The following is a 15,007-nucleotide window of genomic DNA, read 5'->3' as shown; positions in this document are numbered from 1 at the left end:
TTAACCTGGTTTTTTGCCTCAACATGCTTAGCCATAATGCTATCAGCCAACAAAACTCAAAAGTTGCTCCGTCGCTCTTTGGGGATCATCCGCTTGAGTAATTGCAGAAATCAGGGCGATACCTTGAACTCCTGTAGCAACCACATCTGGCATACGCTCAATATTGATCCCCCCTATTGCAACCAAAGGATAATTTAAAGTGCGTTGCCAGCGATGTAAGCGTTCAATACCTTGTGCTAAAAAAGGCATTTCCTTGCTGGTCGTTGGATAAATAGGACCGATTGCAATGTATGAAGGACAAATCGCATGGGCTCGTGCCACCTCATAATAACAATGAGTACTCACTCCGAGAAACACTCCCTGATTTCTAATCGCGTCAAGATCTGCAGTATCTAAATCTGATTGTCCTAAATGGACTGCTTCTGCATTCAACTTTAATGCCATTTCCCAGTAGTCATTAATAAATAAAGTAGCACCATACTTTTTAGCCAAAGCAATACTTTGCTTCATCTCCTCTTCCAGGCTCTTACTTTTTTCTTTAATTCGCAATTGAATGGTTTTTACCCCAAGCTTCAAAAGCATTTCGACCCAGGAGAAGCAATCAACCACAGGATAAAGACCTAATCGATGACATGGTTTAAATGGTTGGGGCGCCTCATTCAGGGGTTTGGATGAAAGATAAGGCAGGTCCATTTCATTCTCTGGGAAACCACCATAACATAAACTGGTTCCTGCCAGACGGACTGCTTGGTGTGCATACATTTTTGCGATGATTAGTGCATCTTCGAGTGAGTACTCCAAAGCTAATGCCCCAGTAATTGCCGCGGATAAAACTGATCGAAGTTCCGGATATTTTGCATCAGAGAAGCGATTTTTCGTCAGCCAAAATGAAGTAAGCCCATTTGTCCAATAATCATGTTCCCATGAAGTTTCTTGCAGATGCCGCCCCAATAGAAAAATACTTTTAGCCCCCAGGGTTAATAATTCATGAGCCGCTTCCTGCATGGCTTGATGGGTCATGATCTTGCGGTTTAAAATCAATTCGGCCTCAAGTGTATTCAAGACCAAAACATCCGCAAAAGAAAACCCTGCAGTTAAATCATCCGCATTATTATCAATATGTTGAAAAGGTAAAGTAAAATCTAAAACTACAGGCCCAGAATAATTGTTTAGGATTTGTAAGTCTTTGCGAGAAATGGATTCGCTTATTTTAATTGCCTTGGGATGATTGGATCCATTGAATAGCTGTTGTTGCATTTCAAGACCCAATCCACGCACTGTTTGCCGATCGATTTCACTACCAGTATTGCACCACACCGTGTTCATCATAGAACCTCCTGATGCCAAAAAGGTGTATCGATTAAAGGGGTACATGATTGAGCGGTAATCCGCTCCGGCATAAGACCTGCCTCGAAAGCACTTCGTCCAGCAATAACTGCATGTGAAAAAGCTTCCGCCATGGCTACCGGATGAATCGCAGAAGCAACCGCACTATTCAGTAACACCCCATCAAAACCTAACTCCAAAATCCGTGTCGCATGCGATGGCTTACCAATCCCCGCATCGACAATCAAGGTTACATCCGTTAATCGATGACGTAATGTCTCCAACGCAAAAGGATTGAGTAATCCTTTTCCTGAACCAATAGGTGCCGCCCACGGCATCAAAATCCTACAACCACAATCCATGAGACGTTGGCATAAAACTAAGTCATCAGTACAATATGGAAAGACCTCAAATCCTCGTTTTACTAATTCATTCGCTGCACGCAATAACTCAAAGGGATCCGGCTGCAGACTCAAGTCATCACCAATCACTTCCAATTTAATCCATGAGGTATTAAAAAGTTCACGCGCCATTTCAGCAGTAGTAATCGCAGTCTGTGCATCACGACAACCCGCAGTATTGGGCAGTAAACAACAATTCAAAGACTGAATGGTTTGCCAAAATAAATCGCTACCTGTACCACTGGCCATTTGTCTTTTCAGAGAAACGGTAATTACCTCTGTTTTGGAGGCCCTTACCGCATCGGTCATTACCTCAAGTGATGGATAACCCGCAGTCCCCAAAAGCAACCGACTTGTTAAAAGCTTATCTGCTAAATGCCACATGATTACCCTCCTTGCATTGGCACGATGAGATCAATACGGTCTCCCTCGCACAAGGTCGTCTCCGCCAACATTGATTTGGGGATAAACTGATTATTAATTGCGATTGCCGCGTGTGCGGCAATACCGTTCTTCCGTTCAAGTATTGCCTGCAGCGTACTGGATGCATCTACAGTTAGTGGTTTATCATTTATGTAAATAATCATCAATAAGCCTCCCAGAGCTCAGGATAATAAATGTCTTTTTGATTGCTCTTTAGTCCACGTAGAATTTCCTCTACCAATGCAGGCGCGATTAAAAATCCATGACGATAAAGTCCATTTACCGCAATCAGTTGCTTTGCATATTTTATGCGCGGCTGATGATGCACTAAGGTGGGACGACAGTGCGTCACCGTTTTAATGATTCGTGCTTCAGCAAAACCTCGGTGTACATAGTAAGCAGCTGTTAATAGTTCAAGCGTCGTTCGTACCGAAATTGGACTGGAGTCTTCTGTCTCCAATTCGCTGGCACCGATAAGGTAATAAGAGTTCGGGCGAGGAGCAATATAAATGGTATATCTTGGATGCAAGAAGCGTATTGGCCTTTGTAATTGCACGTCTGGTGCATGAAGCCAAATCAGTTCTCCACGAAGCCCGCGTAAATTTGCAAAAGTGCTTTTTGCTCCAATGCCTCTGCAATCAAAAACAAAATCAAATAAATAAGATGTATTTCCTGTTTCTACTTTACCTGAATGGATGTAAGAAACATAAGTTTGGTCCCGCCAAATGACTCCTTGTTGGCAAAGATGTTTTTTGAGTGCCAGCAATAAACTCTGATTATCAAGTTGCGCTTCTTTGGGGAAATAATACCCTGCATGGAAATGATTCAGCTCCGGTTCAAGCTGCTCCAGAGAGTCTTGAGTGAGCACTTGATAACATGAGTCACTTAATTTATTCACAATCCGTGTACTGAACTGCTGCCATTCTGCTTTATCTTGAGGGTGGTGCACCACAAGAGAACCTTTTTGACGAAAATATACCGGTTCCGTTAATTGATGCAAAATAGACTTCCATAATGTATCAACTGACTCCATGCCCAACTTGAAAATTACATGCTCCGCTTTATCAAGCTCAGACCAGGGTGCCAATAAACCTGCAGCGGCGTAGCTGCAATTATTGAACGCGCTCTCTGCCTCAAATAGGGTTACCTGCCATCCCTCATTGTGTAACCGCAAAGCCAGCAAACACCCCATGATGCCAGCACCAACAACAGCAACATTTTTCATTTAATCAAAATCACTCAAAAATAAAATCCCGTCGGTTAAGCCTTGCCCCAACAAGTAACTATAAGATGAATAGCAAATACTGCTTAAATTCTCTAAAGTTGGGCCATGGCCCAACCCACAATTATTCCCCCACACAACATGCAATAGGCTCTAAATCAGAATGAGGCATCTTAGGCAGTAGCTCATTGGTATAACACGAATGCACTGAGAAAGAGTCATCAATTACTCCTAAATGCTTGCCAAAACGCCCTACCTTATTCCAATCACGTTCTACATTCAAAAGCGTGCGCGAGAAAAAGGGCAAGCTTCGAATGAAAATCGTATGATACATGGGAGTTCGTAACTGAGGCTTTGTTTTACATAAGAGTTCATAAGCTTCATCTGGATTTTCGGTAGTAAACGCTGCTCCGCGTTGTGTGGCTTTGAGAAAACCTTTAATAGTTTCAGGATTTTTCAGCATCCTTTCAGGCACAATAAACTGAATGGAGCAAAAACAGCAGCAACCTAGACCGGCTAGCTGATCCAGGCGTAAAAATACTGTTTCACCCCGCAGATGCTCCAATTCAACTTTTTGAAAATTAATAAAACCAATGCCGGTATCAATTAGGTCACGACAAATTGCATCAGTCACATTCATGCCAATACGCACTGTTTCATAACTGGCCGAATCAATACCAGCTAATTGTGCCAAATTATCAATAATGATTTTGCCGAACTCACCAATATACCCTACCCTTTTACCGACAATATCTTGGAATGAATTAATGCCACTGGACTTCAGTGCGATGAGCCCGGTCGGAGGTTCATCCAATAGCGTTCCAATTGATGTCACAGGATAACCTTTTGCACGAGCGGCCAAAGTATGAATCATGGCTTTAACACCAAAATCAACATGCCCCATACCTACAATTTCAGTCACATCACTGGGATCACTAGGCTCCAAAATTGCAAGTTTTATGCCTTCCTGTTGGTAATAACCTAAAGAATGAGCAACAAAAATTGGGGTATGGTATGGGTTTGCATACCAATTGAGTAATAAAGTTGTTCTTGTAGATAATGCGCTCATGCCATAGCTCCTTGTATTAATTGATAAAATAAAGGATGGCTAAAGATATCGCGTAAAGACTAAATTGAAGAAGTTAACCTTCATTAGCACTGTTGGTAATCACTCGCTAAAAGGGAGCTAATACACCATGACAGGACATTCAAAAGCTCAACTGTTCTAAAATGAAATTCAGTTTTAAGGCGTTCTTACGCTGGTATGAACCAGATCAAGTTCAACGGGTATTTCTCAGACGTTTATCACGACACCCCGCGCCATCAATTGTTGGTAATGCTAGCTGTTATGGAAAAAACTGTCAAACATTATAAAAAATTAAGATGTAATAACGCCCTCATCTGCCCTGCGGACACCTTCACCCCTTGTGGGGAGAAGGGCAAAATTTATTTATGATTCTGCACATAAAACACATTATGTTGAATCAATAATCGCTGACATAATAAAGGGGTATGTTGCAATAAGTGATGCAGATAGGCGCAGGTAAATTGTTGGGAACAAGTAGGGCAAACGCAATCGGCATCAATGAGTTCAAATTTCATTTGTGTTTTTGGATCCGTTAAATCGACATCCCCTACTCGACTGTAAACTTTTCCTTGCAATGCTGCTTGGGCTGGTTCATCGGTCTCAATAAACTCTATACCCTTATTGTGCAAGCACCATATTAATTCGGAGTCAAAACTGCCCATGATATAACGTGGTACATGCGCCCAACGATTTAATTGTTCCCAATCCAACTCGGTCATCACATTAAAATAAACGCCATGCGTCTTAACCAACGTATGTTTCTTGAGATCATCTACATGTATAAATGGAACTATCGCATCATTCCAATTATCCCAAATTTGTGGAAAATCTTGGGTGATGTGTTGGGGTAAAATGACTGCATTGGGTTTTAAGTGCTGAATCAGAGAGATCAAATCTCCCAAATTAAATTTTATTCTAGAACCATCATAAGGAGATTTTAGCGTATAGATTCCTTCTTTATTTGCCACGAGTGATGCTGCATTCAGCACGATAAAATCAGGCCAAACGAGATAATCTGACAAATCAGATATTTTTTTAAGCACATCTTGACCAGGTTTATACAACAAACGTTCTAGAGAAAAAGATGCTGCGGTTACTTTTGCTTCTTGCCAATTTGCCGTTGTAAGGCACAAACCTGCTTCCGAAGTTAAAACGGGTAAAAAATTCTGTACTGCAGCCAACATTCCTAATCTCCTGATTTAGCTAACTATCGTCATCCTGAGTGCAGCGCGGGCTCTCCCCCATTGTGACACTGCGCTACGGCATGGAAATCCCTCGCTTTCTTCGGGATGACGAGCAGCTGCACTGAGGCTTTTTGGTAGACAGTCACCTGATTTATAGCAATAAACTGGTGTCACCATAACTAAAAAATCTGTATTTTTTTTCAATTGCTTCTTGATAAAGCATCATTGCCTGTTTATGACCAATAAAAGCGGAAACCAGCATTAATAAAGTCGATTCAGGTAAGTGAAAATTGGTCATTAATCCATCACAAATCTTAAACTCATATCCTGGGTAAATAAAGATGTCTGTATCCCTACTGCATGGAGTAAGTGTTCCATTTTGGACCGCACTCTCAAGACTTCGCATAGCAGTTGTACCGACTGCGATTACCCTATTTCCTGCAGCCTTTGTAGCATGTACCGCAGCACATAGTTCAGGACTTATTGTAAATCGCTCGCTATGCATTTTATGATCTTTGATGTTATCGCAACGAACAGGTCTAAATGTCCCAGCCCCAACATGCAAAGTAAGATAAGCTACTGCAACACCTCGTGAATGTAAGCTGGATAATACCGATTCATCAAAATGCAAACCCGCGGTTGGTGCCGCTACAGATCCTTCATGTTTTGCATACACTGTTTGATAACGGTCTTGATCCAGATGTTCATCATTTCGGGTAATGTAAGGAGGTAAGGGAATGTGTCCTATCCCATTTAATAATGTCAAGACATCCATATCCGCTTTGCAAGTGAATAAATCATCCTGCCTATCAAGAACTTCAATTTCTTTATTTTGCTCCAGCTTAATAATTGAACCCGATTTTAATGACTTGCTGGCTTTAATATGAGCTAGAAAAGTGAACTCACCCGTAATTCGCTCGACTAATAACTCAACCTTCCCTCCAGTAGTTTTTTGGCCATGAAGTCGGGCTGGGATAACTTTGGAGTCATTCATTACCAATAAATCACCAGGGTTTAAAAAATCAGCGATTTCACGAAATTGGTAATGACCGTAGTCACCTTTTTGACGATCATATATTAAAAGACGCGAATCACTACGATTTGGTAAAGGATACTGAGCTATTAATTCTGGAGGTAAATCGAAGTAAAAATCCTGTTTATTCATAAAGCAACCTGAAAAATAAATTGCCGGCATTATACACGAAATACCCTCATTCATCATCCCTGCTGAATGCAATTCCTAACAAAATTCCATGTGAATCCAAAAGTTTTGTTTTGCCTAATCTTTTTTTTGCAATGTCGGATCGACATTAGGGGTGGGTGATGTATCTTTTATTAATCGTCTGGCACTATAGAGCCATTGAAGCCTTTGCTGTGATTCCATAATTTTCTCTGGCGAAACTTGTTCGATTAATTTATTAAGCTCTCCTTTGCTTTTAGGGGATATGGTTGAACTCTCGACAATATTCCGTGCTTTTTCTATATCGTCTTTTTTAGGTGCTTTTAATACCAAAGATTCAAATTTCTCGATCATTTGTGAATAACTTGCCTGAGGATCTGTTTTTGGAGTAAGTGACAAACCGGGATTTCTACTTAATAATACTTTTTGGGCACGAGTTTCCCTTAATGTTTCTCCCATTTCATTTCTGGCTCGTTGCATTTCTGATTTTTGGTTTTTTAATACTTCTCTTAAATTTAGATGTTGTTCGTAGCGATGCACATGCTTCTGCAAATTTTCTTGTATTTTTTCAAGACAATTATAGCGAGGGGTTTGAATTCGTTCTTTCGCTTGCTCAAAATCACGCTTAGCTTGTAACCAGTCCTCCTCAGTCAATTGATTAGGATCCTTATCTTTAGGAAGCAGAGCATAAGAACCATCATCTGTTTGCACAAGAAATTTTGCATCCTCATGTTTGATACTAAAACGGGCTTGGGAATAATCAAACACTTGTTCTAATTTATCATTAAGAAGTATTTTTTTGTTGTTCATTACTTTCAACGCGGAAACCAATCCTCGTTCACGTAATTTTAAGCCTTCGATTTCAGGGTCCAATTGTCCAGGAATACTCTGATGCTCTCTTATTTTGGCTCGGGTTTGTTCCAAAGCGAAGCGAAATAATTCTTCATAGTTCGTTGTTGTTTGGCTCAGATGAACTTTATGAACACTCAGTTCATGTTCAATCGTTGTAATGTGTCTACTGAGACGTCTTTTTTCAACTTCATGAACCTGGGGATCATCAGAAGCTGTGCTTTTATAGAGTTCTTCCTGCGCTTTATACCGTTTTAGATCGTCCACCAAAACCGATATTCTTTGTGCAGAAAAAGCGGCCGGATTTCCTTGCGGATGCTTGAAAATAGGCAGTTGCAAATACGCATCCAGTATATCGATATGGGTATGAAGTGCCTCATGGTAAGCTTCCATACGTTGCCCTTCCTCTTCGAGAGCCAGTAATTCTTCTTCAACCTGCTCTAATTGGTGTTCCAATTCATCCAGTTTTTCATCTAAAACTTTAATGGTCTCAACGTAATGAGCAATCATATCTTCTATAATTTGAATTGGAGAGCGATCTGAGGTTGTTTCTTTACTCTGTTCCTGTTTATCCTTTAGAAGATGTTTGTCGATTTCAAGTCGAATAAGCTGATCTACATTTTTAGCCAGTTCTTCTCGCTCTGCAATAATTCCCATAAGAAGAAAAATCAAGTGTCGCTGTTGGCTGAGCATTTCTTCTGTATTACGTTCCCTGATCGAATCAATTCGTGCCTCTTCTTTCATTATTTCTCGAGCTATCATGGTTAATGTCACATTACCGCCAGTCGTTTTCAGAAAATCAAATACCTCTGAGGCATTTTTTAATCCAAAATGTGACAAAAATTGAGTTGCTAAATAAGAATTTGTTTCAGTATTATTAGGTTGATTTTGTTTTTCTATCTCTGCAAACCATTGCTCCATTCGGTCTGAAATATTTTTTTGATCTGTAAGGCTTAAATTTTGCCATATTGGAGTGGCGGCTTCTGTTGCAGAAAGGACCGAATTCTTAGAAATCACTTTGATACTCCAATAAAGCACCTTTGTTTAAATTATAGGCTATTTATGGGGAAAAAGACTGCTGACACACTGCAATCACGTTTGAAGGTACGTATAATTTAATTCACAGGATACGAATTAAATGGCCTATCTCTTAATTTGGTTTTTGGGTTCAGCAACATCGAACCCAAAAACCGCCCCCCCACTTTGAATTAAATAGTTCCTAGCGACCAGGAGGATATAAATTTCAAGGATATGTAGATGAAGGGAAAGATGTAGCAGATTTAAACAGAGATTCTTCATCAGTAAAAGTTGATGCCCCGGAAAACACCTGACCAAAGTTACCTGGTTCTCTCTGATTCTCCGAACGAGGTCTGGATTGATTAGCAGGCTCGTCGCTGGTTAACATTGAATAGGGAGATGCTTTGAGTTCCCATGGTTCACTTTCTGTTGCAGTCGAAGATTTTGAAGGGAACAGCTTTGCAGCAAATTTACTACCCTGACCAGCCAAACCGCCAATGAGTAAAAATGGAGACCAAAGCACAGCACCTATAGATTTTATGACTCCCATAAAACTCAGTCCATCTTCATTCACAACACGCGATTTAATCATCTCGAATACGTTTTTATCGCTGTTATAGCATTCTTTAGCGCTGGAACTTAAATAAGCAAATCCCAAAATTGCATAAAAAGCCAGTGCACCAATGCCAAGAGTCCCAAGAGTGCCGACACTCAAGGCCATTGCACCTGCAGCACTTGCTCCAGTAACTCCAGCAGCTGTCAGTGATGTGGCAGCTAATCCAACCGCACCTAGAGTAAGTTTGAGAATTAAAGCAAGGACGAAAATTGGCGCAACGACAAAAGCAAGGATGAGAAATGCTCCCGATCCCCAGCCTGGACCTGTGGAATAACTCTGAGGATAGCTGTAACCTCTTCTGCGGGGAAATATTTCAACTGTTGTTTGGGGAATTACTCGAACCGGAGAAATAGGTGGATAAACAGGTGTATGAACGTGAACTGTGGGATTAGAGGGAGAGGGATTATGTTGATGATGATGATGCGAATCTACAGTAACTTGAGAACCTACACCGCGATAACCAGTATATTGATCATGACCATGATGTTTACTGTGCACTTTAGTCTCCTTTATTATTATTAAAATCCGAACTACCGGTGGCAAGTATAAAAAAGAAAACTTAAGGTTTTATTAAGAAAATGCAGCTTTCTTTACAAATTATTTACATTTCTTTACAAAAGATCAGAGAATGATTAACAAAAAGACAGACAACACCCAAATGATGCTGGATGCTACATAAGGATGCTGGTAGCTCTTAAAGGTTTTTCTTCGCGAAAGAAAATCAAGAATAAGTACTGGAACTACGGAAAGAAAAGTCAACATGAACACAAGTACCACTTGCAGTGCCCAATTCTGAAAAGGCATAATTTGTACTAAATAATTCAGAATATCATGCAGCATTTCCCGCAGATAATAGATCGCCCATAAAACCCATAAATCAAAAGAAAAGATTAACCAGGAAGCAACAAAGAGAGGTATTATTAACTTAGCCCCTTTTATGGCAAAAATTTTCTTAATCGTTTTGATGAATTCTTCTGAAAAAAACACCAAAATCGAACCAAAAAGAACAAGTAGAGTGAGCGTCAATAACATTTATTAGCTCCTTTTCTCAACATCTTCCAGTGCTTCCCAACGTGCATAAAATTGGGTTAATAAAGCTTCATCTTCAGCCAAGCCCTGATTTATCTTTGCTATGACCTGAGCTTCTTGTTGGTAAAATTTGGGATCAGCCATTTGCAACTGCAATTCAGCTATTTTTTCTTCCAATTGCTCAATTTTCTGTGGCAACTGAGCTAGCTCACGTTGCTCATTAAAACTTAATTTATTGGTTGCTACATTGCGTTTCACAATGGGTGCTTTGACTCCTTGTTCGCGCTGTTCCTGTTTCTTATGCATTTTATATTCATCGTAACCACCAACAAATTCATTGAACTGCCCTGCTTCTTCATACACTAAGACACTGGTCACCACCTCATTGATAAATGCCCTATCATGACTAATCAATATTAAAGTTCCCGGATAATCAACTAACATATCCTCAAGAAGCTCCAAAGTTTCAATATCCAAATCATTTGTAGGTTCATCCATCACCAACAAATTGACGGGTTTAGCAAACAGCTTGGCTAACAATAATCTGTTTCTTTCTCCACCTGAAAGCACAGAAACCGGCTGATTAAATCGTTCGGGTGAAAATAAAAATTCGCGCAAATAGCTGGCAACATGTTTTTGTTTGCCATTTATGGTTACATAATCTGCACCATCCCCCACATTAAACATGACGGTTTGATCTTCACGCAAGTGCCGACGCAGTTGATCAAAGTAGGCAACACTTAAAGAAGTACCCAACTTTATCTGCCCGGAATCAGGCTGTAATTCTCCAAGCAATAGGCGTACTAAAGTCGTTTTACCACATCCATTAGGGCCAATTATTCCAAACTTATCCCCACGAGTCAGTAATAAGGAGAAATCACGTAATATTGTTTTATCGCCTAGTGTATAATTCACCTGATTGGCTTCGATCACTACCGAGCCGGAGCGAGTTACATCAAGTGAAAATGACTTAACCTTACCTAATTGATTACGTCGCGCCTTATATTCTTCTCGTAAAGCCTTTAATGCGCGAACACGACCTTCATTACGTGTTCGTCGCGCTTTAATACCTGTACGAATCCAGGCCTCTTCCTCAGCCAATTTTTTATCAAATAAATCATTTTGCTTTTGTTCACTCAGACGAATCGATTCTCTTCTATCGAGATAGGTTTCATAATCACAATCATGCTGATAGAGCTTTCCTCTATCGATTTCCACAATTCGATTGGATACTTGGCTTAAAAACTCTCTATCATGGGTGACCAACAACACAGCACCCTTGAAATTTTTCAAGTAAGACTCTAACCATTCGATTGCTTCAATATCCAAATGGTTTGTCGGTTCATCTAAAAGTAATAAATCTGGCGTTGCGATTAATGCAGCCCCCAATAAGACACGACGTTTCATACCACCTGATAGATTATTCATCCGTTCGTGGGTGGCAATGCCTAAACGACTGGCCATAGTTTCGATTTGGGGCAACTTGTCCCAAGCATGTAAATTATCCATCTGTTGCTGACATGCGGCCAATTTTTCCATGTCACCCAATTGGGAAAGTTCATTAAATCGTGATAAAACCTCGCCTACTTCACCAAGACTTTTCACTAGAAAATGATAGACAGACTCTTCTCCGGTAATTGGAACTTCCTGGGTCAAACCAGCAACGCGCAAACCAGAAAGTTGATTAATTTGACCACTATCTGGAGTCAATTCACCTTGCAAAAGTTTTAGAAGCGTGGATTTACCCGCTCCGTTTCGCCCAACTAATGCGATGCAATCGTGGGGTTGGATCTGCCAATCGGCATTATCTAATAACTGATTTCCCGCAATATTGAGGGACACTCCATGAAGGGAAATAATACTCATACTCGAACTCTGACTATAAAGTTACAACCTGAATAAAGCAAAGCGAAAACCGAGCCTTTTGCTGTCATTGGATGACGAGGTTTTTGCTTTCGCTTCACCCAGACTACAATACTAATATTAGACTACTTTTTAAATGAATTTACTTTGAAGATAAAACCATTATACCGTCCATCTCGACCTGAGCACCACGGGGTAATGCAGAGACGCCTATTGCCGCTCTAGCGGGATAAGGTGCTGCAAAGTAACGGCTCATTGCTTCATTAATTAAAGGAAAATGGCGTAAATCGGTAAGGTAAACATTCAATTTCGCTATATGTGCCAAACTACCACCAGCAGCTTCACAAACCGCCGACAAATTTTCTAAAACTTGAGTAATTTGCAGTTTAATGTCTTCACTGCAAAGTTGCATGGTTACAGGATCAAGTGGTATTTGTCCTGATAGATAAACTGTATCACCACATTGAATGGCTTGTGAATAGGTTCCAATCGCTTCGGGAGCCAATTTTGTATTTATAGGTCGCATTAATTATCCCCTTGTTTTTTTCTATAAAGACGCATCACCACTTTATTTGCTCGCAACCTTCGCATTACCCGGGCCAGATGCGTTCTATCAACAACACTAATTGAGAAGGTAACTGCATTATGCCGACCATCACGTGGATCTACATTGATATTACCTATATTCGATCCTGACTCAGCAATAGCAGTTGCCAGCGCAGCTAAAACCCCACGCTCATTGATCACATCAACAGTAATATCAACCCAATATTCTCCTTCAACTTGTTCATCCCAACGTAAGGCAACAAATTGCTCCGGACTGGTTCGAGAATTTTTTAAAGTGGTGCAATCACTGCTATGAACAATAATTCCTCGGCCTTGTTGGAATTTTCCAACAATGTTATCACCAGGAATAGGTTGACAGCATTCGCCAAAATGAACCACCATTCCCTCAGTGCCTTTAATTGCCAAGGGTCGTGTTTTAATCCCTTTGTCTAACTCATTAGAGTCTTGGCTGACTACCAATCTTTTGGCAATTACCATCGCCATTTGGTTGCCTATACCAATCGCATAGAGCAAATCATCGATTGTTTTATAATGCAAGTCACTCAATAGCGCTTGCAATGATTCTGGTGGTATTTTGGCGTAATCGCTGGATAGTTCATTTAAGGATTGCTCAAGTAAACGTTTTCCTAAACTAATTGATTCGGTGTTTTGTTGGCTTTTCAGAAAATGGCGGATATTAGAGCGCGCTTTACCGGTAACTACAAAATTTAACCATGCCGGGTTAGGATGTGCACCGGCGGCAGTCACAATCTCAACGGTCTGACCATTGGATAAAGGAATGCTAAGGGGAACTAATTTTCTGTTGACTTTCGCTGCCACGCAACTATTACCTACCCCAGAGTGAACTGAATAAGCAAAATCAACAGGTGTCGCCCCTTTAGGTAATTCCATAATATGGCCTTTCGGGGTAAAAACGTATACCTCATCCGGGAATAAATCAATTTTGACGTTTTCAATAAACTCCAATGAACTACCTGTGCTGCGTTGCATTTCCAAGAGGCTTTGTACCCATTCTCTTGCTCGCAGTTGCGCTTCATTGACTTCAAGGCCAGATGATTTGTAAATCCAATGCGCAGCCACCCCATTATCAGCAACTTTATCCATATCACGCGTGCGAATTTGCACTTCCAGAGGAACTCCAAAAGGCCCAAATAGAGTGGTATGCAAGGATTGGTACCCATTTGCTTTAGGAATACCGATATAGTCTTTGAACCGTTGTGGAACAGGTTTATAGGTACAATGTAAAGCACCTAAAATGCGGTAACAGGAATCAATATCTTCAGTAATTACACGGAAAGCAAAAACATCGGTAATCTCAGTAAATGAGGCTTTCTTCTGGCGCATTTTTTTATAAATGCTGTATAAATGCTTTTGTCTACCGAATACTTGTTCATAAGGAATATTTAATTGCGCTAAAGCCAATTGCAAATCACGTTCAATCGTCTGGGTTAATTCACGCCGATTACCACGAGATTTTTCCACTGCAGATTTAATCGCTCGATAACGCATAGGATATAAAGCTTGAAATCCCAAATCCTCAAGACCAACATAAATCGAGTGCATTCCCAAACGGTTCGCGATGGGCGCGTAAATTTCGAGTGTTTCAATGGCAATTCGCCGACGTTTTGCATAAGGCATTGCACCAAGAGTTTTCATATTATGCAAACGATCAGCCAGTTTAACAATAATTACGCGGATGTCTTTGACCATAGCCAAGACCATCTTACGAAAATTTTCGGCCTGAGCCTCAGCTTTTGATTCGAATTTTATTTTGGTCAGCTTGGTAACACCATCAACAAGAGAGGTAATCTCTTCGCCGAACTGGCGTGTTAAATCTTCTTTACTCACGGAAGTATCTTCAACAACATCGTGGAGTAAAGTCGCCATGATTGTTTGATAATCCAGGCGCATTCGGGCAAGAATTAGGGCTGCTGCGACAGGATGAGTAATATAGGGCTCGCCGGAACGACGCATCTGACCATGGTGTGCTTTTTCAGCGACCAAGTAGGCTTGATAACATTTTTCTATTTGCGACTGCTCAAGATAGCATTTCAGCTCTTCATCGAGCTCCTTAAAGTAGCTCACGCAGTACTCCCTAGTATCTAACATGACCGTACCCCTTTACCCCTAAATTCACACCATTTAAGACGCCTCGAATAAATCATGATCCTTCATGATTCATTACATAGGAGAAGTGAAACGGAACCCGGAACATTTTAGTCAACTAAAAGCCTGGGTTCCGT

13 protein-coding genes and 1 riboswitch are annotated in these 15,007 nt (G+C 40.7%); all 13 genes read right to left on the bottom strand.

The genetic code is table 11. The features are described from left to right. Positions 1-42: 42 nt before the first annotated feature. Positions 43-1,329, bottom strand: coding sequence for a thiamine phosphate synthase (gene thiE, locus EL022_RS08270; RefSeq protein ID WP_035901197.1), 1,287 nt, complete (start codon positions 1,327-1,329; stop codon positions 43-45). After that, positions 1,326-2,111 carry a thiazole synthase gene (locus tag EL022_RS08265; protein ID WP_028382136.1) on the bottom strand — a complete coding sequence of 262 codons (786 nt, stop codon included), beginning with the start codon at positions 2,109-2,111 and terminating at the stop codon, positions 1,326-1,328. The genes thiE and EL022_RS08265 overlap by 4 nt, the downstream gene beginning before the upstream one ends. Before the next feature lie 2 nt (positions 2,112-2,113). Next, a complete protein-coding gene (thiS, locus tag EL022_RS08260; RefSeq protein WP_028382137.1) occupies positions 2,114-2,314 on the bottom strand; it encodes a sulfur carrier protein ThiS in 201 nt (66 codons plus the stop codon). Then, positions 2,314-3,375, bottom strand: coding sequence for an FAD-dependent oxidoreductase (locus EL022_RS08255; protein ID WP_028382138.1), 1,062 nt, complete (start codon positions 3,373-3,375; stop codon positions 2,314-2,316). Before EL022_RS08255 ends, thiS begins: the two co-directional genes overlap by 1 nt. A 121-nt stretch (positions 3,376-3,496) precedes the next feature. After that, positions 3,497-4,441 carry an ABC transporter substrate-binding protein gene (locus EL022_RS08250; RefSeq protein ID WP_028382139.1) on the bottom strand — a complete coding sequence of 315 codons (945 nt, stop codon included), beginning with the start codon at positions 4,439-4,441 and terminating at the stop codon, positions 3,497-3,499. A 165-nt stretch (positions 4,442-4,606) separates the two neighbouring features. Further along, positions 4,607-4,700: riboswitch (TPP riboswitch) on the bottom strand. Positions 4,701-4,818: 118 nt separating this feature from the next. After that, complete coding sequence (locus EL022_RS08245) at positions 4,819-5,643, bottom strand: queuine tRNA-ribosyltransferase (RefSeq protein ID WP_028382141.1); 825 nt, start codon at positions 5,641-5,643, stop codon at positions 4,819-4,821. A gap of 151 nt (positions 5,644-5,794) precedes the next feature. Continuing rightward, on the bottom strand, positions 5,795-6,808 hold the full coding sequence (gene queA, locus EL022_RS08240) for a tRNA preQ1(34) S-adenosylmethionine ribosyltransferase-isomerase QueA (RefSeq protein ID WP_028382142.1): 1,014 nt from the start codon (positions 6,806-6,808) through the stop codon (positions 5,795-5,797). A gap of 114 nt (positions 6,809-6,922) precedes the next feature. Continuing rightward, a complete protein-coding gene (locus tag EL022_RS08235) occupies positions 6,923-8,689 on the bottom strand; it encodes a hypothetical protein (RefSeq protein WP_028382143.1) in 1,767 nt (588 codons plus the stop codon). A gap of 226 nt (positions 8,690-8,915) precedes the next feature. Further along, entirely contained in the window at positions 8,916-9,803 is an 888-nt protein-coding gene (locus tag EL022_RS08230; RefSeq protein WP_035901201.1) for a hypothetical protein, read from the bottom strand. A gap of 123 nt (positions 9,804-9,926) precedes the next feature. Beyond that, positions 9,927-10,337, bottom strand: coding sequence for a hypothetical protein (locus tag EL022_RS08225; RefSeq protein WP_028382145.1), 411 nt, complete (start codon positions 10,335-10,337; stop codon positions 9,927-9,929). 3 nt (positions 10,338-10,340) lie between these two features. Further along, the gene (locus EL022_RS08220) at positions 10,341-12,200 is read right to left on the bottom strand and encodes an ATP-binding cassette domain-containing protein (protein ID WP_028382146.1); all 1,860 of its coding nucleotides are present in this window, start codon (positions 12,198-12,200) and stop codon (positions 10,341-10,343) included. Positions 12,201-12,339: 139 nt separating this feature from the next. Continuing rightward, positions 12,340-12,723, bottom strand: a complete 384-nt coding sequence (locus EL022_RS08215) for a RidA family protein (RefSeq protein ID WP_028382147.1) — start codon at positions 12,721-12,723, stop codon at positions 12,340-12,342. Beyond that, positions 12,723-14,849 (bottom strand): bifunctional GTP diphosphokinase/guanosine-3',5'-bis pyrophosphate 3'-pyrophosphohydrolase, encoded by a 2,127-nt coding sequence (spoT, locus tag EL022_RS08210; protein WP_028382148.1) that lies wholly within the window; start codon positions 14,847-14,849, stop codon positions 12,723-12,725. The genes EL022_RS08215 and spoT overlap by 1 nt, the downstream gene beginning before the upstream one ends. Positions 14,850-15,007: the final 158 nt, after the last annotated feature.

Source organism: Legionella cherrii, assembly GCF_900635815.1.
GTDB classification, from domain to species: Bacteria; Pseudomonadota; Gammaproteobacteria; order Legionellales; family Legionellaceae; genus Legionella; species Legionella cherrii.
The sequence above is the reverse complement of the archived record's forward strand: the minus strand, read 5'-3'. Positions and strand labels throughout refer to the sequence as shown.